This is a genomic window from Citrobacter sp. CtB7.12, assembly GCF_001297795.1.
GTDB classification, from domain to species: domain Bacteria; phylum Pseudomonadota; class Gammaproteobacteria; order Enterobacterales; family Enterobacteriaceae; genus Citrobacter_A; species Citrobacter_A amalonaticus.
Window position 1 is genome coordinate 22,928 of record NZ_LIFT01000022.1, and the last position, 22,069, is coordinate 44,996.

General features: G+C 48.2%; 20 protein-coding genes. 7 read left to right on the forward strand and 13 right to left on the reverse strand.

Annotated features, from left to right (window positions below; genetic code table 11):
• Positions 1-90: 90 nt before the first annotated feature.
• Genes gpmM through AOY24_RS19860 form a run of 3 tightly spaced genes read left to right on the forward strand, consistent with a single transcriptional unit; the run spans position 91 to position 3,891 of the window.
• Positions 91-1,635: a 2,3-bisphosphoglycerate-independent phosphoglycerate mutase gene (gene gpmM, locus AOY24_RS19850; RefSeq protein WP_054177209.1), complete on the forward strand. Its 1,545-nt coding sequence runs from the start codon at positions 91-93 to the stop codon at positions 1,633-1,635.
• 9 nt (positions 1,636-1,644) lie between these two features.
• Positions 1,645-2,928 carry a murein hydrolase activator EnvC gene (gene envC, locus AOY24_RS19855; protein ID WP_042998610.1) on the forward strand — a complete coding sequence of 428 codons (1,284 nt, stop codon included), beginning with the start codon at positions 1,645-1,647 and terminating at the stop codon, positions 2,926-2,928.
• Positions 2,929-2,931: 3 nt separating this feature from the next.
• The gene (locus tag AOY24_RS19860; protein ID WP_054177210.1) at positions 2,932-3,891 is read left to right on the forward strand and encodes a divergent polysaccharide deacetylase family protein; all 960 of its coding nucleotides are present in this window, start codon (positions 2,932-2,934) and stop codon (positions 3,889-3,891) included.
• Here AOY24_RS19860 and AOY24_RS19865 read toward each other — a convergent pair.
• The 3 genes from AOY24_RS19865 to kbl all read right to left on the reverse strand — a co-directional run bounded on the left by AOY24_RS19865 (position 3,878) and on the right by kbl (position 7,380).
• Positions 3,878-4,912 carry a glycosyltransferase gene (locus tag AOY24_RS19865; protein WP_042998612.1) on the reverse strand — a complete coding sequence of 345 codons (1,035 nt, stop codon included), beginning with the start codon at positions 4,910-4,912 and terminating at the stop codon, positions 3,878-3,880. The genes AOY24_RS19860 and AOY24_RS19865 overlap by 14 nt on opposite strands.
• A 236-nt stretch (positions 4,913-5,148) precedes the next feature.
• Positions 5,149-6,174 (reverse strand): L-threonine 3-dehydrogenase, encoded by a 1,026-nt coding sequence (tdh, locus tag AOY24_RS19870; protein ID WP_042998613.1) that lies wholly within the window; start codon positions 6,172-6,174, stop codon positions 5,149-5,151.
• Positions 6,175-6,183: 9 nt separating this feature from the next.
• Positions 6,184-7,380: a glycine C-acetyltransferase gene (gene kbl, locus AOY24_RS19875; RefSeq protein WP_042998614.1), complete on the reverse strand. Its 1,197-nt coding sequence runs from the start codon at positions 7,378-7,380 to the stop codon at positions 6,184-6,186.
• Positions 7,381-7,595: 215 nt separating this feature from the next.
• On the opposite strand from kbl, the gene rfaD reads away from it, so the two are divergent.
• From rfaD to AOY24_RS19895, 4 genes are read left to right on the forward strand one after another with little or no spacing between them, the layout of a single operon-like run.
• On the forward strand, positions 7,596-8,528 hold the full coding sequence (gene rfaD / locus AOY24_RS19880; RefSeq protein ID WP_042998615.1) for an ADP-glyceromanno-heptose 6-epimerase: 933 nt from the start codon (positions 7,596-7,598) through the stop codon (positions 8,526-8,528).
• Positions 8,529-8,540: 12 nt separating this feature from the next.
• A complete protein-coding gene (rfaF, locus tag AOY24_RS19885) occupies positions 8,541-9,587 on the forward strand; it encodes an ADP-heptose--LPS heptosyltransferase RfaF (protein ID WP_042998616.1) in 1,047 nt (348 codons plus the stop codon).
• A gap of 3 nt (positions 9,588-9,590) precedes the next feature.
• A complete protein-coding gene (gene rfaC, locus AOY24_RS19890) occupies positions 9,591-10,553 on the forward strand; it encodes a lipopolysaccharide heptosyltransferase RfaC (protein WP_054177211.1) in 963 nt (320 codons plus the stop codon).
• 10 nt (positions 10,554-10,563) lie between these two features.
• The gene (locus AOY24_RS19895) at positions 10,564-11,835 is read left to right on the forward strand and encodes an O-antigen ligase (protein ID WP_054177212.1); all 1,272 of its coding nucleotides are present in this window, start codon (positions 10,564-10,566) and stop codon (positions 11,833-11,835) included.
• 26 nt (positions 11,836-11,861) lie between these two features.
• Here the strand turns inward: AOY24_RS19895 and AOY24_RS19900 are convergent, their stop codons facing one another.
• The 10 genes from AOY24_RS19900 to rfaQ form a co-directional block, all read right to left on the reverse strand.
• Positions 11,862-12,938 (reverse strand): glycosyltransferase family 9 protein, encoded by a 1,077-nt coding sequence (locus tag AOY24_RS19900; RefSeq protein ID WP_054177213.1) that lies wholly within the window; start codon positions 12,936-12,938, stop codon positions 11,862-11,864.
• Positions 12,939-12,975: 37 nt separating this feature from the next.
• Positions 12,976-13,830: a 3-deoxy-D-manno-oct-2-ulosonate III transferase WaaZ gene (gene waaZ, locus AOY24_RS19905; protein ID WP_042998620.1), complete on the reverse strand. Its 855-nt coding sequence runs from the start codon at positions 13,828-13,830 to the stop codon at positions 12,976-12,978.
• Positions 13,831-14,010: 180 nt separating this feature from the next.
• A complete protein-coding gene (rfaY, locus tag AOY24_RS19910) occupies positions 14,011-14,709 on the reverse strand; it encodes a lipopolysaccharide core heptose(II) kinase RfaY (RefSeq protein WP_044267560.1) in 699 nt (232 codons plus the stop codon).
• Between the two features lie 13 nt (positions 14,710-14,722).
• Positions 14,723-15,739, reverse strand: a complete 1,017-nt coding sequence (locus AOY24_RS19915; protein WP_054177214.1) for a glycosyltransferase — start codon at positions 15,737-15,739, stop codon at positions 14,723-14,725.
• Between the two features lie 20 nt (positions 15,740-15,759).
• Entirely contained in the window at positions 15,760-16,773 is a 1,014-nt protein-coding gene (waaO, locus tag AOY24_RS19920) for a lipopolysaccharide 3-alpha-galactosyltransferase (RefSeq protein WP_054177215.1), read from the reverse strand.
• Between the two features lie 5 nt (positions 16,774-16,778).
• The gene (gene waaB, locus AOY24_RS19925; RefSeq protein WP_054177216.1) at positions 16,779-17,858 is read right to left on the reverse strand and encodes a lipopolysaccharide 1,6-galactosyltransferase; all 1,080 of its coding nucleotides are present in this window, start codon (positions 17,856-17,858) and stop codon (positions 16,779-16,781) included.
• A 34-nt stretch (positions 17,859-17,892) separates the two neighbouring features.
• A complete protein-coding gene (locus AOY24_RS19930) occupies positions 17,893-18,837 on the reverse strand; it encodes a hypothetical protein (protein WP_054177217.1) in 945 nt (314 codons plus the stop codon).
• Between the two features lie 50 nt (positions 18,838-18,887).
• Positions 18,888-19,685, reverse strand: coding sequence for a lipopolysaccharide core heptose(I) kinase RfaP (gene rfaP, locus AOY24_RS19935; protein WP_054177218.1), 798 nt, complete (start codon positions 19,683-19,685; stop codon positions 18,888-18,890).
• Positions 19,678-20,802 (reverse strand): glycosyltransferase family 4 protein, encoded by a 1,125-nt coding sequence (locus AOY24_RS19940; RefSeq protein WP_042998627.1) that lies wholly within the window; start codon positions 20,800-20,802, stop codon positions 19,678-19,680. The genes rfaP and AOY24_RS19940 overlap by 8 nt, the downstream gene beginning before the upstream one ends.
• A complete protein-coding gene (gene rfaQ, locus AOY24_RS19945) occupies positions 20,799-21,869 on the reverse strand; it encodes a lipopolysaccharide core heptosyltransferase RfaQ (protein ID WP_072185418.1) in 1,071 nt (356 codons plus the stop codon). The genes AOY24_RS19940 and rfaQ overlap by 4 nt, the downstream gene beginning before the upstream one ends.
• Positions 21,870-22,069: the final 200 nt, after the last annotated feature.

Below are 22,069 nucleotides of genomic sequence, written 5' to 3' on the forward strand. Positions count from 1 at the left end.
CCCATTCTTTGATCTTCTGAGGCTATTTTATCGATTCAGCTGTAGTAAAATTACGCAATTATTTTTGTCTCTTGAGTGTGAGGTTTCGCAATGTCGGTTTCTAAAAAACCTATGGTACTGGTGATTCTGGATGGCTATGGCTACCGTGAAGACAGCCAGGATAACGCCATTTTTAATGCCAAAACCCCGGTAATGGATGTGCTGTGGGCAAAACGCCCGCATACCCTGATCGATGCTTCCGGTCTGGAAGTGGGCCTGCCCGATCGTCAGATGGGTAACTCCGAAGTCGGTCACGTTAACCTGGGCGCGGGCCGCATCGTGTATCAGGACCTGACCCGTCTGGACGTTGAAATTAAAGAACGCACTTTCTTTGCCAACCCAACGCTGACCGCCGCGGTTGACCAGGCGAAAAACGCCGGTAAAGCCGTGCACATCATGGGTCTGCTCTCTGCCGGTGGCGTCCATAGCCACGAAGATCACATCATGGCGATGGTTGAACTGGCCGCTGAGCGTGGCGCAGAAAAAATCTATCTGCATGCTTTCCTCGATGGCCGCGATACGCCGCCACGCAGCGCTGAGTCATCACTGAAAAAATTCGAAGAGAAATTTGCCGCGCTGGGCAAAGGTCGCGTCGCCTCTATCATTGGCCGGTACTATGCGATGGACCGCGACAACCGTTGGGATCGCGTGGAGAAAGCGTATGACCTGATGACGCTGGCGCAGGGTGAATTCCAGGCTAATACCGCCGTTGAAGGTCTGCAGGCCGCCTATGCCCGCGATGAAAACGATGAATTCGTGAAAGCCACCGTGATCCGCGCCACAGGCCAGGCCGATGCCGCGATGGAAGACGGCGACGCGCTCATTTTCATGAACTTCCGTGCTGACCGCGCGCGTGAAATCACCCGTGCTTTTGTTAACGCCGACTTCGACGGCTTCGCGCGCAAGAAAGTGGTTAATCTGAACTTCGTGATGCTAACCGAATACGCTGCGGACATCAAAACGGCCGTTGCCTATCCGCCCGCCTCGCTGGCGAACACGTTTGGCGAGTGGATGGCGAAGAATGACAAAACGCAGCTGCGTATCTCTGAAACCGAAAAATACGCCCACGTCACCTTCTTCTTCAACGGCGGCGTTGAAGAACCGTTCACCGGTGAAGACCGCATCCTGATCAACTCACCGAAAGTGGCGACCTACGATCTGCAGCCGGAAATGAGCTCCGCAGAGCTGACCGAAAAACTGGTGGCCGCTATCGAAAGCGGGAAATACGACACCATCATCTGTAACTACCCGAACGGCGACATGGTCGGTCATACCGGTGTGATGGAAGCGGCGGTTAAAGCGGTTGAAGCGCTGGACCACTGTGTTGAGCAGGTGGCAAAAGCGGTTGAGTCCGTTGGCGGTCAACTGCTGATCACCGCTGACCACGGCAACGCCGAGCAAATGCGCGATCCGGCAACCGGTCAGGCGCACACCGCGCACACTAACCTGCCGGTTCCGCTGATTTATGTCGGCAACAAAAATGTGAAAGCGGTGGAAGGCGGCAAACTTTCCGATATCGCCCCCACCATGTTGACGCTAATGGGCATGGAAATCCCGCAAGAGATGACTGGTAAGCCGCTGTTCATCGTGGAATAATCCTTCCCCATGAGGGGAAAGACGATAAATAGCGAAAATGGGGCCATGAAACCAAGACGGTTTTCAGTCAGGCCCTTGATTTACGCCAGCGTGGTGAGCGCTGGCGTATTGTTGTGCGCCTTTTCCGCCCACGCGGATGACCGCGATCAGCTTAAATCCATTCAGGCAGATATCGCCGCCAAAGAACGTGCTGTTCGTCAGCAACAGCAACAACGTTCTGGCCTGCTTGCGCAACTGAAGGCGCAGGAAGAGGCCATCTCCGCCGCCGCACGCCAGTTACGTGAAACGCAAAACACGCTTGCGCAGCTGAACAAACAAATCGATGAGATGAATGCTTCTATTGCGAAGCTGGAACGGCAGAAAGCCAACCAGGAGCGCAGCCTCGCCGCGCAGCTGGATGCCGCGTTTCGCCAGGGTGAACACACGGGTATTCAGCTTATCCTCAGCGGTGAAGAGAGCCAGCGCGGTCAGCGTTTGCAGGCCTACTTTGGTTATCTGAACCAGGCGCGCCAGGAGACGATCAACGAGTTGAAGCAGACTCGCGAAGAGGTCGCCGCCCAGCGTGCCGAACTGGAAGAGAAGCAGAGTCAGCAACAGACGCTGCTGTATGAACAGCGCGCCCAGCAGGCGAAGCTTGAACAGGCGCGTAACGAACGTAAGAAAACCCTCGCCGGGCTGGAATCCTCCATTCAGCAAGGCCAGCAACAGCTCAGTGAACTGCGCGCCAACGAATCCCGTTTGCGTAACAGCATTGCCCGTGCCGAGGCGGCCGCCAAAGCCCGTGCCGAACGCGAAGCACGCGAGGCGGAAGCGGTACGTAATCGCCAGAAAGAGGCCACCCGCAAAGGCACCACGTACAAGCCCACAGACAGTGAGAAATCGCTGATGTCGCGTACCGGCGGTCTGGGTTCGCCACGCGGCCAGGCATTCTGGCCCGTTCGCGGTCCCACGCTGCATCGCTATGGCGAACAACTGCAAGGTGAGCTACGTTGGAAGGGGATGGTTATCGGTGCGTCTGAAGGCACTGAAGTGAAAGCCATTGCCGATGGTCGCGTCATTCTGGCGGACTGGCTGCAGGGATACGGACTGGTCGTCGTCGTTGAACACGGCAAGGGCGACATGAGTCTTTATGGCTACAACCAGAGTGCGCTGGTCAGTGTCGGTACGCAGGTTCGCGCCGGCCAGCCGATTGCGCTGGTAGGTAGCAGCGGGGGTCAGGGTCGACCGTCGCTCTATTTCGAAATTCGTCGCCAGGGTCAGGCCGTCAATCCACAACCGTGGTTGGGAAGATAAGTTTTGCCTCAGTTTCGTCGTACTGTTCTTTCATTCGCCAGCCTGCTGGCATTCGCCTCCCCTGTTTTTGCTGGCAAACTCGCCATCGTCATTGACGATTTTGGCTACCGCCCACATTACGAGAATCAGGTGCTGGCGATGCCCTCTCAAATCTCCGTCGCCGTGCTACCCAATGCGCCTCATGCGCGCGAAATGGCGACCAAAGCGCATAACAGCGGTCATGAAGTGCTGATCCATCTGCCGATGGCACCGCTGAGTAAACAGCCGCTGGAGAAAGACACCCTACGTCCGGAGATGAGCAGCGACGAAATTGAACGGATCATTCGCGAGGCGGTTGGCAAAGTGCCTTACGCGGTGGGGCTCAACAACCACATGGGCAGCGCAATGACTTCCAGCCTGTTTGGTATGCAAAAAGTGATGCAGGCGCTGGAACGCTACGATCTCTATTTTCTCGACAGTATGACCATCGGTAACAGTCAGGCGATGCGTGCCGCATCCGGAACCAGCGTAAAGGTGATTAAGCGGAAAGTGTTTCTCGACGACACGCAAAACGACGCGGACATTCGCCGCCAGTTTACCCGCGCGATTGATCTGGCACGCCGCAACGGTTCTGCCATCGCGATAGGCCACCCTCATCCGTCGACGGTACGTGTGTTACAGCAAATGGTGTATAACCTGCCAGCCGACATCACCCTTGTCCGTCCGAGCAGCCTGCTCAATGAGCCGCAGGTAGATACCTCCACGCCGAATTTGACACCGCCGAAAACCAACGACGCCCCGCGAAATCCATTCCGCGGCGTGGCGTTGTGTAAAGCGAAGAAACCTGTAGAACCGGTCTATACCAGTCGATTCTTCAGCGTGTTAAGCGAAAGCATCAGTCAGAGCACGCTGGTGAACTGGTTCCAGAATCAGTGGCAAGGCTGGGGAAAATCGCCCCGCGATAACAGCGTTAACCCAGGTTAAGCGCTTTACGTGCAGTACGATGGTGCGAACGCGTTTTGTCGCGCCATTGGTACAATCTCACTGACCACAGTAACGCCTGATAGGCGACCTTGGCGCTGCGCACGTTCATTATCATACGTTTATACATCCCCGAGGTAAAAATCTCGGCAATCATTCGCTGACGCGTCAAAATATCGGGTTCTTTGCGCACGGAATGACAAACACGCAATGCTTCATACGTTATTTGTTGATGAAATTCAGGATAGATAGTAATCCTGTCTGCGTAATTCCGATTCAGCTTCTCTAATAAGCGGGTAATCTTAATGTAATGTCGCTGATAGTTCAGGTTTTTATTACCCTGACGTTTCAGTCGGCTGACAGAATTATTATGTAAGAAATATTTATACAAGGATTCTTCCGTATAACGCGCACGCAGCGCGTTAAACATAAATTCCGTGGTCCACACAATATCCTGATGATGTAATCCGGGAATAAAGCGGATGTTATTCTTTTCAATCACATCCCGACGATAAACCCCCATCCACACCACGTGGGTCCAGCGGCGGGATGAAAGCGCCATACGCAGCCAGTCAGGACCGGTGAGTACGCCGGTTGAACGGATCCGGTCGGTCGGAATAGATTGCCAGGTCACGCCGGTATCCCGCTCGCTCCAGTCGGCATTGCACTGCGCGACGTCCAGATCGTCCTCCAGCGCCATTGTCATTAGCGTTTCGTACATGTGCGGATAGACGAGGTCATCGGCATCAACAAATGCGATGTACTTACCACTCGCCACCTCCATCCCGCGGTTACGGGCGACCGATGCTCCGGCATTCGCCTGGTGGAGCAGTCGTACATGAGGATAGTTTTCGGCGTAATACTTTGCTATATCAACAGAATTATCCGTTGACCCGTCATTGACAATAATAATTTCCAGGGCAGTCCATGTTTGCGCGATGAGAGATTCCATGCAGGCTTTAAAATCATTACCCGCATTATATAACGGGATAATAACACTGAGTCTGTTTGTACTTTTCATCATAATAAATTACCGAATGCCTTTGAAGTTATCCGCCTTTTTACAGCCTTTGTATTAAGAAACGATTAAGGCTGATAATAATATTTGTAAAGGCTCCAGGAGACTTCAGCTTAGGGGCATCAGGTAAACAGCAATATAAGACTACGACGCAATTACGAATTATTTATGACAATGACAATTCTTTACAGCTTTCCAGATATTCCTCAGGAAATAAGGCCGGATTTTCCGGCCTTATCTGATTAATTCCAGCTGAGAATGACTTTCCCGGACTGGCCTGAACGCATGGCGTCAAAGCCTTTCTGGAACTCATCAATCGAGAAGCGGTGGGTGATGATCGGCGACAGATCCAGACCAGACTGAATCAGCGCGGCCATCTTGTACCAGGTTTCGAACATCTCGCGGCCGTAAATGCCTTTAATGAACAGCCCCTTAAAGATCACCTTCGTCCAGTCGATAGACATGTCTGAGGGAGGAATGCCCAGCATCGCAATCCGACCACCGTGATTCATGGTGTCAAGCATCGCGCGGAATGCTGGCGGCGCACCGGACATCTCCAGGCCAACATCAAACCCTTCAGTCATGCCCAGTTCGTCCATCACCTCATTCAGGCTCTCTTTCGACACGTTGACTGCGCGGGTGATACCCATCTTACGCGCCAGTTCAAGACGGTATTCGTTCACGTCGGTGATCACCACGTTGCGTGCGCCCACGTGCTTCGCTACCGCCGCCGCCATGATACCGATAGGGCCAGCCCCCGACACCAGCACGTCTTCGCCGACCAGATCGAACGACAACGCCGTATGCACCGCATTGCCAAACGGGTCAAAGATGGAGGCCAGGTCATCCGAGATATTGTCCGGAATTTTGAACGCGTTGAACGCCGGGATCACCAGGTATTCTGCGAAACAGCCCGGACGGTTCACGCCCACACCTGTGGTATTACGGCACAGGTGCGTGCGTCCGCCACGACAGTTACGGCAGTGTCCGCAGGTAATGTGCCCTTCCCCAGACACGCGGTCGCCGATTTTGAAGCCTTTCACTTCCTGACCGATACCGACCACTTCGCCAACGTACTCATGGCCGACAACCATAGGAACCGGGATGGTTTTTTGCGACCATTCATCCCAGTTATAGATGTGAACGTCAGTGCCGCAGATGGCTGTTTTACGGATTTTAATCAGTAGATCGTTGTGGCCGACTTCCGGTTCCGGAACGTCGGTCATCCAGATGCCCTCTTCCGCTTTCAGTTTGGATAACGCTTTCATCTCACATCCTCAGGCAATAACGCCCAGTTGTTTACCAATGCGGGTGAAGGCTTCCACCGCGCGGGTGATTTGTTCCGGAGTATGCGCCGCAGACATCTGAGTACGAATGCGCGCCTGGCCTTTCGGAACAACCGGATAGAAGAATCCTGTGACGTAAATGCCCTCTTTTTGCAGCTCGCGGGCAAAATCTTGTGCAATCACCGCGTCACCCAGCATCACCGGGATAATCGCGTGATCGGCACCCGCCAGGGTAAACCCGGCGGCAGACATTTGCTCACGGAACTGACGCGCGTTAGCCCACAGGCGATCGCGCAGTTCACCGCCAGACTCAACCATCTCCAGCACTTTGATGGAGGCAGCGACAATCGCCGGCGCCAGCGAGTTAGAGAACAGATACGGGCGAGAGCGCTGACGCAGCCATTCAACCACCTCTTTGCGCGCGGCGGTATAGCCACCAGACGCGCCGCCAAGCGCTTTACCCAGCGTGCCGGTGATGATATCTACGCGGCCCATCACGTCGCAGTACTCATGGGAACCACGACCGTTCTCTCCGACAAACCCCACCGCGTGAGAGTCATCGACCATCACCAGCGCGTTGTATTTGTCAGCCAGATCGCACACGCCCTTCAGGTTGGCGATGACGCCGTCCATTGAGAACACGCCGTCAGTGGCAATCAGCACATGACGAGCCCCGGCGTCGCGCGCTTCTTGCAGACGCGCTTCCAGTTCCTGCATATCGTTGTTGGCATAGCGGAAGCGCTTTGCTTTACACAGACGCACGCCGTCAATGATAGAGGCATGGTTCAGGGCATCGGAAATAATCGCATCCTCGGCGCCGAGCAGCGTTTCGAACAGGCCGCCGTTGGCATCAAAGCAGGAGGAGTAAAGAATGGCATCTTCCATGCCGAGGAATTCAGCCAGCTTTTGCTCAAGCTGTTTATGGCTGTCCTGGGTGCCGCAGATAAAGCGCACCGACGCCATCCCGAATCCGTGAGAATCCATACCGGCTTTTGCCGCAGCAATCAGCTCTGGATGGTTCGCCAGCCCCAGATAGTTGTTGGCACAGAAGTTAATGACGTGGCTACCATCCGCCACCGTGATATCGGCCTGCTGAGCAGACGTAATAATGCGCTCTTCTTTAAACAATCCTTCCGCACGGGCGGTTTGCAGATCGTTGGTTAACTGTTTGTAAAAATCCCCACGCATTGCGATTCTCCAGACTGGGCAAATTTCAGCACATCTTACCTAACCCTGGACGCTGATACGAGATGACGCATTATCACTTCTTTAAAATGCAGGATAAATCACGCGTACCCACACGACCATTCGGTGAATGGCTGAAGCCAACGCTATGTAGTGATATGATAAGAGGTATTCGTGTCTGAGATTGTCTCTGACTCCATAATTCATAGGTTACAGTTATGATCATCGTTACCGGCGGCGCGGGCTTTATCGGCAGCAACATCGTTAAGTCCCTGAATGATAAAGGTATCACCGATATCCTGGTGGTGGACAACCTGAAAGACGGCACCAAGTTTGTTAACCTGGTGGATCTGAACATTGCCGACTATATGGATAAAGAAGATTTCTTAATCCAGATTATGGCGGGCGAAGAGTTCGGCGAGATCGAAGCCATTTTCCACGAAGGGGCCTGCTCTTCCACCACCGAGTGGGACGGCAAGTACATGATGGATAACAACTATCAGTACTCCAAAGAGCTGCTGCATTACTGCCTGGAGCGCGAAATTCCGTTCCTGTATGCCTCTTCCGCTGCCACCTATGGCGGTCGCACGTCTGACTTCATCGAATCCCGCGAATATGAGAAACCGCTGAACGTTTACGGTTACTCTAAATTCCTGTTTGACGAGTATGTGCGTCAGATCCTGCCAGAAGCCAATTCACAGATCGTCGGCTTCCGTTACTTCAACGTCTACGGACCCCGCGAAGGCCATAAAGGTAGCATGGCAAGCGTGGCTTTCCATCTCAATACGCAACTCAACAACGGCGAAACGCCGAAGCTGTTTGAAGGTAGCGAAAACTTCAAGCGTGACTTCGTGTACGTCGGCGACGTGGCGGATGTAAATCTGTGGTTCTGGGAGAACGGCGTGTCCGGCATCTTTAACCTGGGTACCGGTCGTGCAGAATCTTTCCAGGCGGTGGCAGATGCCGCGCTGGCATACCATAAGAAAAGTGAACTTGAGTACATTCCGTTCCCGGAAAAACTGAAAGGTCGCTACCAGGCATTTACTCAGGCCGATCTGACCAACCTGCGCGCTGCGGGCTACGATAAGCCCTTCAAGACCGTTGCCGAAGGCGTTACGGAATATATGACCTGGCTGAACCGCGACGCGTAAGGCAGGCAATCTATGAGGATTCTGGTGATTGGCCCGTCATGGGTAGGCGACATGATGATGTCGCAAAGTCTCTATCGCACGCTCAAGGCGCGCTATCCCCAGGCGATAATCGATGTGATGGCACCGGCATGGTGCCGTCCGTTGTTATCGCGGATGCCGGAAGTCAACGAGGCAATTCCAATGCCGCTCGGCCACGGCGCACTCGAACTTGGCGAACGCCGCAAACTGGGTCACAGTCTGCGTGAAAAACGCTATGATCGCGCTTACGTGTTGCCCAACTCGTTTAAATCAGCGCTGGTTCCTTTCTTTGCCGGTATCCCTCACCGTACGGGCTGGCGCGGTGAAATGCGCTACGGCCTGCTTAACGATGCGCGCGTACTGGATAAAGCCGCCTGGCCCTTAATGGTCGAGCGTTACGTGGCGCTGGCCTACGATAAAGGCGTGATGCGCACGGCGAAAGATCTGCCGCAGCCGCTATTGTGGCCGCAACTCCAGGTGAGCGAAGGTGAAAAGTCGTTAACCTGCAGCGCGTTTTCGCTTTCTGACGAACGTCCGATGATTGGCTTTTGCCCCGGCGCGGAGTTCGGTCCGGCAAAACGCTGGCCGCACTACCATTATGCGGAACTGGCGAAACAGCTCATCGATGAAGGCTATCAGATAGTGCTGTTTGGCTCGGCGAAAGATCATGAGGCTGGAAACGAAATTCTGGCGACATTGAGTGATGAACAACAGGCGTGGTGTCGTAACCTGGCGGGCGAAACACAGCTCGAACAGGCGGTCATATTGATTGGCGCGTGTAAAGCCGTTGTCACCAACGACTCCGGCCTGATGCACGTCGCCGCGGCGCTGAATCGCCCGCTGGTCGCTCTCTATGGCCCAAGTAGCCCGGATTTCACCCCGCCTCTGTCACATAAAGCACGTGTAATTCGCCTGATAACGGGCTATCACAAAGTACGCAAAGGCGATGCCGCCGAAGGCTATCATCAGAGTCTGATCGACATTACGCCGGCGCGCGTACTGGAAGAACTCAACAGTCTGTTACTACAAGAGGAAGCCTGACGAATGCGGGTTCTGATCGTCAAAACGTCCTCAATGGGTGATGTGCTACATACCCTGCCGGCACTCACGGATGCACAACAGGCCATCCCCGATATTCAGTTTGACTGGGTGGTTGAAGAAGGGTTTGCGCAGATACCGTCCTGGCATGCCGCGATGAACCGTGTCATCCCCGTGGCGATTCGCCGTTGGCGTAAAGCCTGGTTTTCCGCGCCGATTAAAGCAGAACGCAAAGCCTTTCGCGATGCCGTACAGGCTGAGCACTATGACGCTATCATCGACGCCCAGGGACTGGTGAAAAGCGCGGCGCTGGTCACACGTCTGGCGCACGGGGTAAAACACGGCATGGACTGGCAAACCGCGCGTGAACCGCTGGCCAGCCTGTTCTATAATCGCCGCCATCATATTGCCAGACAACAGCATGCCGTAGAGCGTACGCGCGAACTGTTTGCAAAAAGTTTAGGCTATCAAAAACCGGCGTCGCAGGGCGATTATGCCATTGCGCAGCATTTCCTTACCTTCGGAAGTACGGGTGAACAGCCCTATGCCGTCTTTTTGCATGCCACAACGCGCGATGATAAGCACTGGCCGGAGGCAAACTGGCGAGCGTTAATCGGTCTGTTAGCTGACAGTGGGATAAGCATTAAATTGCCCTGGGGCGCGCCTCATGAAGAAGCACGGGCGAAGAGGTTATCTGAGGGATTCGCTCACGTTGAGGTATTACCGCGAATGACGTTGGAAGGCGTCGCACGCGTACTGGCGGGAGCAAAATTTGTCGTTTCAGTCGATACGGGGTTAAGCCATCTGACCGCCGCACTCGATCGACCTAATGTCACGTTGTACGGTCCTACGGATCCAGGGCTCATTGGTGGTTACGGGAAGAACCAGGTGGCGTGTCGTGCGCCAGGAAATCAATTAGCAATGCTAAACGCTGATTCAGTCCGCGACGAACTATCATCATTATTATAAAGGTAATTGAATGCCAACCTTGAGTCTTATCAGTCCCTGGCGTCACTACGCCACGAAGACGTCTTCAGCACTGGAAGTAACAACTTATTTGCTCTGTGCCATCACGCTGATTGTCGCAATGTTTGATAATACGCTAAGCATGAAGTTATATAATGTTACGGCGATATTGGGTCTGTTGGCGCTGCTATTACGCGGTAAACCTGAAAGCTATTCGGTACAGTATTGGTTGCTACCGCTCGCTATTTTTATCATCGGCGCGCTGGACGTCGTCTGGTATTCCGCCTTTAAGGTTGATCATTCTCCCTTTCGCGCGACCTATCACAGTTATTTGAACACGGCGAAAATCTTTCTCTTTGGCGCTTTTCTTACTTTGCTGGCGCTGACGTCAAGAATTCGCATTAAGAAAGAGTTACCGCTTTATATCCTGTATTCGCTGTCATTTTTTATCGCGGGATATGCATATTACATAAAATCCACTACTGGCATGGCTCGTCTTGATTTCGGCATTGGTACGGCTACGGGCGCCGCCTACTCCATTATGTTTGTCGGGATTGTCAGCGGAATATCGATTCTCTACACCCAGCGGAATCACCCGATATTATTTTTATTGAATGCCATCGCGATATTCTATGCCCTGGCACTTACCCAGACGCGTTCCACGCTGTTGATCTTCCCGGTGATCTGTGCGCTGTCGTTGGTTGCCGGGTATATCAAGTCGCCAAAAAAACTCTTCTTTTCAGTCATTGGCTTTTTGATTGCGCTGGTTGTCCTGATCGCCATATTCAGTAAGCCGATTTATAACCGTTATCATGAAGGTGTTTCAGATTTGAATCGCTACAGTCAGGGCAACAGTAATAGTTCTCTGGGCGCACGGCTGGCGATGTATGAGATTGGCTTTGATATCTTTAAAGACGCGCCGTTCGCGGCACGCTCGGCCGATACGCGGGCACAGCGAATGACGGAATTAGCGAAAGAACATAAGTACCTGCAAGGCGCACTCGAATTTTCGAATGTCCATTTGCACAATGAGCTCATCGAAGCCGCCTCACTGAAAGGGATTGCCGGGGTTCTGTCGACGCTTTTCTTCTATATCGCGTTGTTCTTTACGGTCTATTATCACCGTTCGTTGGGACTGTTTGCATTAACGTTAGCCGCCATTGGAATCGGGCTGAGTGATGTTATTCTCTGGTCTCGGAGCGTACCAATCATCTTAATAACCGCGATCGTTTTAATGCTTTTCCTCAAGAAAAACCGACAGCACGGCGATATTGCGTCACAATAACCTGACGATCAGAAGTGAGCTATCACTCACTTCTGGTGTTTTGACAGCAACCCCTCTACCGATTCAGTCAGCACCTTCAGGCTAATATCCTTCACCGTATACGTCGGAGAGACCACCTGTAACGCATTGCAGTTATTCGGTGCCCAGATAAGGTGTGAGGGGTAGGTCGTTTGTCGCGCATTTGGATAAAGCGCGAGCGTTGGAATTTCATATGCCGATGCAATATGGACCAGTGCAGTATCCACGGAGATGACATACTGACTGAATTTTGTCAGTGCAACCGTATAAATGAATTCTTTAAAGGGCAGTGATTCAATGCCCGGTATCGCAATAGAGCGAATATCTTCGGCTAAGCCGGTAAAAATAATTCGGTAATCCGGATACTGTTTACAGAGATGCGAATAAATCGTACCGATCTGCTCATCAGACAGCCGGCAGATTTTCTTTGCCCCTAATGCATTGATAATAATTATTTTTGAGTCGCCAACAAAATTCAGAACATCTTTTTCAACCGACTCTGGCAGAGGTAAATCATAACTCACATCAAATTCATGACGTTCATCGCCATAAAAATAACGCAGTATTTCACTGGCCCGTGTACACATGTGCGCCGTTAACTTCTCATCATGCGGATGGTAAACGGTGTAGTAACGTTTATACCACTTATCAAAACCCAGGATATGAGCGTGTCTGACACCCGACAGCAACAGGCTGTGACCAAAGGAAGGCATGGTTTCAAAAGGATCAAGTACGATATCGAAAGATTCGCGGGAAAGACATTTACGTAATGCCAGTACATCACTGATTGCATTTGATTTTTTAATATAAAACTGATGTATGCGACGATTACCAGAAAGAAACGCTTTCCCCGTTTCCGTGGTTAATATTGACAGTTGTACACCACGATTAGTCAGTTCGCGATACAGCGAACTCAATACAATTAAATCGCCTAACTTGTTGTTATCATGGATTAGCAAGCAAGTCTGAATCTTGTCTGCATTAATTTTTGCATTCTTTTTCCTGGTGAAGAAAAATGACAAAAAATTAATCTTGATTTTATTAATGCAGAATCTTTTTTTCTTATGAAAAGCACCTAAACCCATGCGAGTTACCACACTACAAATATAAAAGAGGTTAATACTAACTTACATAAGAATCGGCACGATCGTGAAGATCGTGCGCATTGTTCCTGATGTGCTGTCTGGAGGGTAACGCTGCGACATCCGCTGCCTTAATATAGGGAATAATATCATAGCTTATTGCGGTATCGTCAGACAGATTATAGATATTAAAGTCATCAACGCTCTCACACATGAACTGGAAAAATGGCAGAATTTTGATTAAATCCTTGCTCAGTTCAGAAGGCATTGGATTGCGACTCTCATCATAAAAACGCGCACAGCTCCCGGTGATATCTAATCCGGAACAGATCGTGTTGTCATAACCTAATGAATACGCTATCTGCATCGCCGTATACGCCACTGTATGGCATGAGCAGTAACCTAAACTGATATCTTTACTAAATCCCACCAGTCTTTTACGTTTAGAAATGGGCACCCGAATCAAGAGATTCTTATTCCATTTTGAAAGCATTTCTAGCTTCAGTTTCTTGAAAAAGCCGCCTTTTTCACGTTTATAAAATGCGCGTAAAATCAAACAATGAGTCCGCATATATTTCTTATCTTCTTCAGTAGCGGCTTCATAAACATCCATATTAACGACTGTAAACTTACTCGCCCGGCTAAATTTATAAAAATCGTGACGTCTTTGTAGCAAAAAACGCGCATCTGTTAAGACATAAATGAAGGGAGTAATACTATTACTGAGCAAGTATTCCGCAGCGCCGTTAACAGTAATGACATCATTGTTCTGCAAAAGAGAAAGCGGTGTCCCTCGGGAGGTGGGTCCCGATAAGAAAATGATCACGTTATCAGATGTTCTGTTGGCAATAAGTTGCTGAACACCTGCTCGAGTTATAAACTTAACATTACTCATATGAAACCTGTAGGTTTGTCATGCAACTTAAATCACGATGAATCTTTGAGGAAAGTGTTCATGGTTTATCTTTAGCGAGGATGAGCAAACCAGACCGACCAGATTTGCTCACAAAATATACAAACTCATTTTTGCATTTAGAACGACTAAAAGCAATATTCTAAATAATCACAATGAAGCTTAGCGCACACTTTTACCTTTCAGACGGCGCAGGAAATTCCGCCATTTTTTCTTATAAACCAGCAGATAAAACCCCAAGTCTTTTCTATTATTTTCAATACCATAGTGGCGTTCTAAATCAATACGATCTTTCGCCATTCTCTGTCGGGAAGGTCTTTTTCCGGACAGATCGATTATTCTTATTTCATCATTTTGTAATATGAAGTTACCTTTATGCGGATCACCTGAGACCATACCATGCTGATGCAACCCTTGAATGGATTGCTTTATCTTCTCTTTCACATCATCGGAGATGACAGGCAGGTCTACCAGTTCAACCCCCTCGATATACTCAATGATCATGATGTAAGTATGCACATAACGAAGGGTCTTCACTTCAGCAAGCAAATAAAAGTCATTTAAGGCGTCAAAACCTTCCTGCCGCACGCGATCGGTCTGGTAAAAAAGCTTTTCGTAGTAATCCCCTTTAACCAACGACTTAAAAAATCGCTCAGTATTTTTTACTTTAGGGTGAAATACTTTCAGGATATATTTTCCATGGTCAGTATCAATTAATACGACCTTGGTATCCTCAATACTACGAAAGACTCTTAACACTTTAAGATTATGCGTTAAAAAATCATTGAAAATATCAATGTATTTCTCGCCATCTTGTTTTACAAATACGGTATAGTTTTTAATTTTTGTTTCAGTGATCATAATTATAAAGGTATTATTTCGCTAAAATTTTACGATAGAGGTACGCTGCACCCGCAATTACTCCACGCAGATAATGTTTTTGAACCAAAAGATGTTTATATCTTTTTTTATACTCAACCATCGTTCGCGCATCTTTGGCAGGAACCCCTTTCCACGGTGATTTAATAAATGCATTAGTATAATAAATCGCGGAGGGATAATTTGCCCAGGCATGCCAGGGTTTTGTCGCCCCTGTATAGTGAATCAGTTTTGTATCAGCATGGATTATATTTAAATATTTTTTATGCGTCTTATCGCTTAATTCACTTTTAATGGTATAAATTGTATTGTATTCACGAGGTAAAAAATAAACTTTATCGCGCAGCAGTATATTCAGGACATCCTGATCCGGATATTTAAAAAAGGTTGCACTTCCATCACTGTCTGTCAAAAGAGACAACGCCCTGGCAGTTAATTGGTTCTCAGCCCATCGCCTGAGATTTATCAAGACAACACCGGAGTTGAAATATCGACCCTGAAGATTAAAAGAGGGTAGCCTTTCATTTACCCTGGACTGTATTGAGTCAACATCTTTTACCACGGCAGCGACGTTATCATTGAGATCAAGGTCCAGAAGATAGTCCAGAGAGCCTTTGCAAATGACATCAGCATCAAGGTACAGCAATTTTTCCAGTTTATAGTGAAAAAAATCAAAAGCGAAAAGTCGAAAATACATGGCTCTTGACCAGACCTGTGTTTTCGGCAATACCTCAAGGCATTTGACATTGATAAGGTATAATGAAATTTTTATCTTATGCTCTTGCACCAGCGCTTCAATCTTATCAACGAAGCTTTGTGTATAGTTATCGCAGATAATATGAAAAGCAACATTTATATCATTATGAATTAATACCGAGGTAATAGACACCCCGACACCATCAAGATAGTTTTCATCAATTCCATAAGAAATATTTAATGTATTACCATTAGTATCATAGCGCTCATCAAAAACTTTATATTCTGCTATCTCTATTTCAGGAAATGAGTCCACTGCGCCACCTATAATTATATTTATTTAATAATTTTGCTTTTAAAGTAAAGTGCATAATCTACCAGACCAGAGAAATATTGCTTCTGGTTGAACATATGCTTCGCCGCATAACGCAACTGATGACTGTTGTTAGGTTTCAGCAATTCAACATTACACCAGGGTGATAACTTTTTCGCATTCAAAAAGCTTTGCGCGATAGGGTAGTTGCCCCATTGATGCCAGGGCTTAGTCGGCCCAATATAATGAATGAACACCGTATTTTCATCCACAGGGTTAACCACATCACGCTTTAATTCGTAATTGATGCTGAATTGGGTATTAAACTTCTTGCCAATAAAACGCGCCTTGCCGACCAGCAACATATTCAGTACATCCTGGTCCAGGTGAGTGATACGCTGTACTACATCCGGATCGCGTAACATCTCGATAGCCTTGCGGGAAATATCTTCAGCAGTCCAGACAGGAAGATTAATCAGCAAAAAGCCCGCATTAAAGTAGCCAGAAACCAGTCCCGGCATTGCCAGACTGACTGAGCGTTTCGTCCACCACTCTGACTCTCCCTCCGCTACCACGGCCGCAATTTCATGTTCAGCAAACTGGAGGTCAATCAGTTCTTGTACACTTCCCTGACAGGCAATATCTGCATCCAGATACAGTACCCTGTCTATTTTTCCAGCGAAGTGGTCGGCGATAATAAACCGGAAGTACGTTGCATATGACCAGTTTTTAGTACTTGGTAATAATTTCAACTGCTCACAGTCAACGAGATACACCACGATTTGGGTGGCGTATTGCTTTGCCAACGCATTAAATCGCGCCTGTTCATCATTGCTAAATGAGTCCGTAAAGACATGAAAGGAAAATGGTGTATCGGGGTTAGCAATCAGTATTGACGCAATGGACACACCGCAACCAAAAAGGAAGTTCTTGTCGATGCCATACGCAATATTAAAGTTATCAACATCACTATATTCTGCATAGTTATAATCTAAAGTCTGCTGAATGACTTTTTCTTCAAAATACGTTTGAGTCATAGTGATCACTTATTGATTTTGGAAAATATCGCACTTCTTAAATGCTGGAAATAGACTTCATTATAGAAGTTTTCTATCGTCTCAGGAATAAGATGACTATCATACTTCATCTGACCTGAGAGGATTTGATTGAGCAGATGAGTAAACTGTTGGAGATCCTTCGGAGGATACAATTCACCATTGATACCCGGTTTGATCATATCCCGTGGACCAGACATACAGTCAGAGCTAATGCAAGGAATGCCATACGACATGGCTTCAAGTATCGCCATGCCAAATCCCTCAAAGGATGACGTGAGCAACAATGCCGATACTTTTTTAATGTCATTTCGAACCACCTGCCATGGATTGACCTGCCAACCATGCCAGGTAATACGATTATCAATCCCCAGTTCTCGTCCATAGGACTGACATTTTTCAAAATCTGAACCGTCACCAACGACATGCAACCGCCATTCGCCTTCCGCATGGGATAATCCATCCAGCAGATCCTTAATCCTTTTTTGCCCTTCAAACTTCATCCTTCCGACATACAGAAAGACTGCGGGTTGGCCTTTTTCTGGTTGTGGAATAATTTCTGACTTTCTGGAAACGGGATTATAAACAACGGTAATATTTTTTTGATCAATACCCCGTTCGATCATCTGGTGTTTGATACCACTACTGATTGCCAGATGATAATCTGCCCAGCTAACACATTCGGCGTGTTTTTTATGATCCAGCGAAAAATGTGGCCAGGAGAATATCGTAAAATTCTGCTCTGCTTTCTTCCGCGCTTTACTGGCGAACAGGCAAGACAGCACATCAATACAGATCACCACATCGGGTTCTGTTTTCTTTAGCCAGTGGCTAAACGTGTGGATATGCTTTGCCCGACGTAAAAAGCCCAGACGGATAGTGGAGAAAGAGCATGAGTAGTTAATACCGCTTAACCATGCCTTATCCATTTTGTCATGTCGGCAAAAGAAAAACATCTCACACTGGATTGCAGAATGTTCAGCCTGAAAGTTGTTGATAACATCCCGGATGACCGTTTCCATTCCACCAAACCCGGACACAGCTTCGCCAATAAATGCGATTTTCATAATTTTTTGCTTTACATTAAATATTGAGCCATCGTTATTGATACTCATTGTTCTTGAATTCGTTGATTATCGTTTCCAACATGCAGTCAGGACTGTATTTATATAAAATATCATGTGTAACAGGCTCGACAGGCGCATCAAGAAAAGACTCAAACTGATCCCACACATGATATCCTAGGATAAAGAAACGTTCTTTTACATATATATCAGAATTCAATATACTTTTATTATTGGTGATTACTTTTTTATTAAAATACAGGGCTTCTAATATACGTAAAGTCCAGCCAGTTTGATCTTCCCGTGTTATGTCAATAAGTACATCTGATGCCAACGAGCGTTTTAAATTTTCATTAAAGGATAAAGGTTTATTTATTATATAACTCGAATCATACTTGATGTTATCATCACCGACAACGTTAAAATCCAGGGTGACATTGTATGACATTAACGTGCTTGCAAGTTCCGTTAATAGCTTTAACCTGTTTTTATCTTTACCCAAGAAATAGCAAACTGATTTTTCGTTTCTTCTTTCATCAGAAATATACTGTGTTACTTCATGGAGTCCAACAGGGAAAAATTGCTCTAAATGTTTTACTTTTTGAACCTTAATATCCTTTCGCTCAAAATCATAAATAAAATCAAAAGAGTCTGCATGTTTTTCAATAAATGACTCATTCACAGAGTTTCTTAACAGAAGAACTTTATGACATTTTAGATTAGTAATGATTTGAGGGGTGATGCCTTTAGTTATAACACTATCATTAAATACGGCAATGTCGTGTGATTCCAACCCCTGGAGATAGGTTTTAATAAACTGCTTCCCCAACCAATTGGTATTGATGTCTAGTTTTCTTATTTTTTTTGCAACCCACACATACCGGGATGGGACTGAAATATTAGCTACCTGATAATGTTTTTGTAGGTAACCAATCATGTTTAGTTCATAATCAGCTTTCCAGTTTATAAAATATACTGTCATCTAAGATCACACTATCAGTGTTTTATAAATACACAAATAAAAAATCTAAATCATAGACCTTTACGTTGTGTCCGCTCTCTGATTTGCACAGCTTTTGTCTCGGCATGTGATATCAGGTTCGATTCTTCGTGCAGAATCGTTTTCAGCGAAGCATCAAAATAAACCCGCATAAACCGCCAGATATCCCGCTGTGTCAACCCGATGTTTAGCGACGAAAAATAGAGGCCAATCAGGTCTTTATCACGCCAGCGGCGAGGAACTTTCGTACGAATCTGTGCCCTGTGTAGATCAATAACCGAAATCTTTAAGTCTTCTTTATTGCCTGAAAAAGGCAGATGCAGCAGGAAGTGGCAGATATAGCAATCACGGTGATTGATTCCACCTGCGTGCATCTTGCGCACCATCGTGGCCACACGGTCAATAATCATCCACTTGACGTTGACGTCCGGTGGATTCGTTGCCCAATCCGCACAATAGTCTTCCAGACTGATGGTCGGCGCGAGATCTTCGGTAATAATGAACGACGTTTTGGTCAGAGGGTTGAGCCCTTTCTCACCGAAACCAACGCCATACATCGTATCCACGCCTAAATCCTGGAGGCGATGAATAGCGTTCCATTCTCTGTCAGCGCCCAAAACCGGCATCCGCAGCGAGAGAAGGTTTTTGACAATTTCCTTGAGAGAAGTACCCCGATGCCATTTAAGGAAATAGCTTTTCCCCGCCAGTTCAAATCGCAGCGTACGACGAGTTTCCAGCTCCCTGAAGACTTCACCCTGCAGCGTTTTGACTTCCTCAAACGCGTCTTTCCCGCGCCATAATGTGGCTAACGGTTCTTTCAATTCAACCATCCAGACCACCTGTAATAATGTCCGCCGCCTTTTCCGGCAGACTGTACAAATCTTGCGTATCCGCATAATGCCGCGCGTTTTCTGCCCACGCTGCACGCAATGACGGCTGGGTCAGCGCTTTACGCAAAATGTCGTTCAACGCGTCCTGCCGCCAGGGTTCTTCAATGACATCGCCACAGTTAGCCTGCGTAATATAATGCGCATAACCGCAAACGGCCGTGGTCAACACTGGCAAGCCAGCAGTAATCGCCTCCAGCAGAACAATACCTGCCGCTTCCTGATAGGCCGGGTGCAGTAACAAATCGGCGGCAGCCATCAACTCCGAGACATCATTGCGTCCGGAGAAAAAATGTACATTACTGCGCACGCCGCGTTTTTCTGCCAGCGCTTCAAATTTGCGTGGCTTATCCTGACCGACAATATACAAAAGTGTGTTATGCCGCAGCGCCGCCGGAAGTGACGCAAGTGCTTCAATCGAACGATCCACCCCTTTGCGGGTAAAATCAGAGCCAACCTGCAACAGTAAGTTTTGCTGCTCCGAAATACCGTTCTTCTGGCGAACGATTTCACGGGCATTCGGGATTTGCGCACTGTATTTTCTGTCCGGGTAAATCCCCGGAGGGAGAATATGAAAACGCTCCGCTTCGGTTTGATAATGCTTCTGGAAATCAGCAATCTGCGTATCCGTCAGCATTAATAACTGCGTCGGTTTACCCTGTTCAAACGTTGCCCGTTCAAACGCCGCATAATGACGATAACGGGAGGTCAGACGATAGAAAAAGCCTTTTTCTTGCTCAACTTTTTCGGCATAACAGACATCCGCGGCAAAATAGACATCCAGGCCTGGCATCTTGTTAAACCCTACGACCCTGTCAACGGGATGCTCACGCAAATGCGCCTGTACCCAGGCATAATATTCCGCATTACGCCCATGGTTGGTCCGCGATTTAACCGGTACACGAATGAGCTCAAAAGCATCCGGGCATTCTCCGTCCCACGATTGGGTATAAATACGGACCTGATGACCTCGGGCTGCGACGGTTTGCGCAATGCGCATAAAGTCACGTTGTAGTCCGCCGAACGGAAAATACTTATACAAACAAAAAGCCACGATCATACTGGCGCATCCATTTCGATAATTTGCGCGTTCTGCGGCAACAGTTTTTCCGTTGCCGCAATCACATCCTCAACGGGAATAACGGACATATATTTTTTGTTACGGTCCAGTTCAGATCGTTTAGGCATCGGCTGATAGTCCCCTGCCCAGAACTGAATAATATTGTCAGTCCAGGGGCGCCAGAAGACATGGTCTGTCGCGCCAAATAGACATATCACCGGCGTTTTGACCGCCGCGGCGATATGCCCTGGGGCTGAATCAACGCCAATAAAAAGGGCGGCATGATCAATCAGCGCGCCTAATTCCGGGAATCGGGTTTTACCTGCCAGCCCGGTTACCGGTTTGGTTTCGCACCCCAGCGCAATCTCTTCCACACAGGCTAAATCGTCAGCAGAAGGGCCGGACGTCAGCACGACCTGATAACCACGACGTTCAAGAGCATCAATGACGCGGGAAAATTTGTCATTATCCCAGCACTTAAATAACTGCCTTGCCGTAGGTTGAATCACCACATACTGATGCGTCACGCCAAGCTGGCGCAACTGTCGACGCATATTCTCCCAGTGTTCAGGTCGATAGCTCATCGTCGTTTCAGTAACAATATGCTCCAGCCCCAGCGGTTTGAGTGCTGACAGCGTACGTTCGACAACGTGTTCGCCGGAATAGGGAACGAGATGGGTAAAACTCTGTTTCCAGAATGCAGACTGCCGGTTGGCGAAATCCTGGGATATTTTTACTTTTGCGTGTAAAAAACGGACAATCAGCGCCACGATCCACTGATCGGTCAGGTTGATGACCAGATCATATTGGTTGTTGCGTAAGGTCTTAATCAGCGAAAGCGTATTTTTAATTTTCTCTGCCGCCCCTGTTCCCTTATTACTGATGCCATAAAGGGTATTAATCTCGGGGTTTTCCGACAAAATAGGCATCGTATCCTGGTAAAGAAGCATATCGATTTTGGCGTCAGGATAGTTCTGCTTCAGCGTACTGATAACGGGAGTGGTTAATAGCATATCCCCGTGGAAACGCATCTTGATGACCAGAATTTTTCGAAAAGGCTTTTCCACACGCGACTCTTTTGTTGTGATTGTCCGATAAAGTTAAGCAGAAAACAGCACGCTACCGCCCCAGGCTCAACAGCTACCCGATCACTGATATTGCACTGACTTTTACGCGCTAGTGTATCACTTCTTTCGCTGCGATCCGACTCGAATAAATTAACCGCAAAGTGGGTGTTTTTCTTTTTTAAATCAAATCGATATTAACC

Excerpts from the sequence above, each read along its gene's own strand:
- tdh (WP_042998613.1), bottom strand. The coding sequence starts at position 6,174 with ATGAAAGCGTTATCCAAACTGAAAGCGGAAGAGGGCATCTGGATGACC.
- AOY24_RS19895 (WP_054177212.1), top strand. The coding sequence starts at position 10,564 with ATGCCAACCTTGAGTCTTATCAGTCCCTGGCGTCACTACGCCACGAAG.
- AOY24_RS19940 (WP_042998627.1), bottom strand. The coding sequence starts at position 20,802 with ATGATCGTGGCTTTTTGTTTGTATAAGTATTTTCCGTTCGGCGGACTA.
- envC (WP_042998610.1), top strand. The coding sequence starts at position 1,645 with ATGAGGGGAAAGACGATAAATAGCGAAAATGGGGCCATGAAACCAAGA.
- AOY24_RS19865 (WP_042998612.1), bottom strand. The coding sequence starts at position 4,912 with ATGATGAAAAGTACAAACAGACTCAGTGTTATTATCCCGTTATATAAT.
- waaB (WP_054177216.1), bottom strand. The coding sequence starts at position 17,858 with ATGAAAATCGCATTTATTGGCGAAGCTGTGTCCGGGTTTGGTGGAATG.
- AOY24_RS19930 (WP_054177217.1), bottom strand. The coding sequence starts at position 18,837 with ATGACAGTATATTTTATAAACTGGAAAGCTGATTATGAACTAAACATG.
- rfaY (WP_044267560.1), bottom strand. The coding sequence starts at position 14,709 with ATGATCACTGAAACAAAAATTAAAAACTATACCGTATTTGTAAAACAA.
- waaZ (WP_042998620.1), bottom strand. The coding sequence starts at position 13,830 with ATGAGTAATGTTAAGTTTATAACTCGAGCAGGTGTTCAGCAACTTATT.
- rfaC (WP_054177211.1), top strand. The coding sequence starts at position 9,591 with ATGCGGGTTCTGATCGTCAAAACGTCCTCAATGGGTGATGTGCTACAT.
- waaO (WP_054177215.1), bottom strand. The coding sequence starts at position 16,773 with ATGACTCAAACGTATTTTGAAGAAAAAGTCATTCAGCAGACTTTAGAT.
- AOY24_RS19900 (WP_054177213.1), bottom strand. The coding sequence starts at position 12,938 with ATGGGTTTAGGTGCTTTTCATAAGAAAAAAAGATTCTGCATTAATAAA.
- rfaD (WP_042998615.1), top strand. The coding sequence starts at position 7,596 with ATGATCATCGTTACCGGCGGCGCGGGCTTTATCGGCAGCAACATCGTT.
- gpmM (WP_054177209.1), top strand. The coding sequence starts at position 91 with ATGTCGGTTTCTAAAAAACCTATGGTACTGGTGATTCTGGATGGCTAT.
- rfaF (WP_042998616.1), top strand. The coding sequence starts at position 8,541 with ATGAGGATTCTGGTGATTGGCCCGTCATGGGTAGGCGACATGATGATG.
- kbl (WP_042998614.1), bottom strand. The coding sequence starts at position 7,380 with ATGCGTGGGGATTTTTACAAACAGTTAACCAACGATCTGCAAACCGCC.
- rfaP (WP_054177218.1), bottom strand. The coding sequence starts at position 19,685 with ATGGTTGAATTGAAAGAACCGTTAGCCACATTATGGCGCGGGAAAGAC.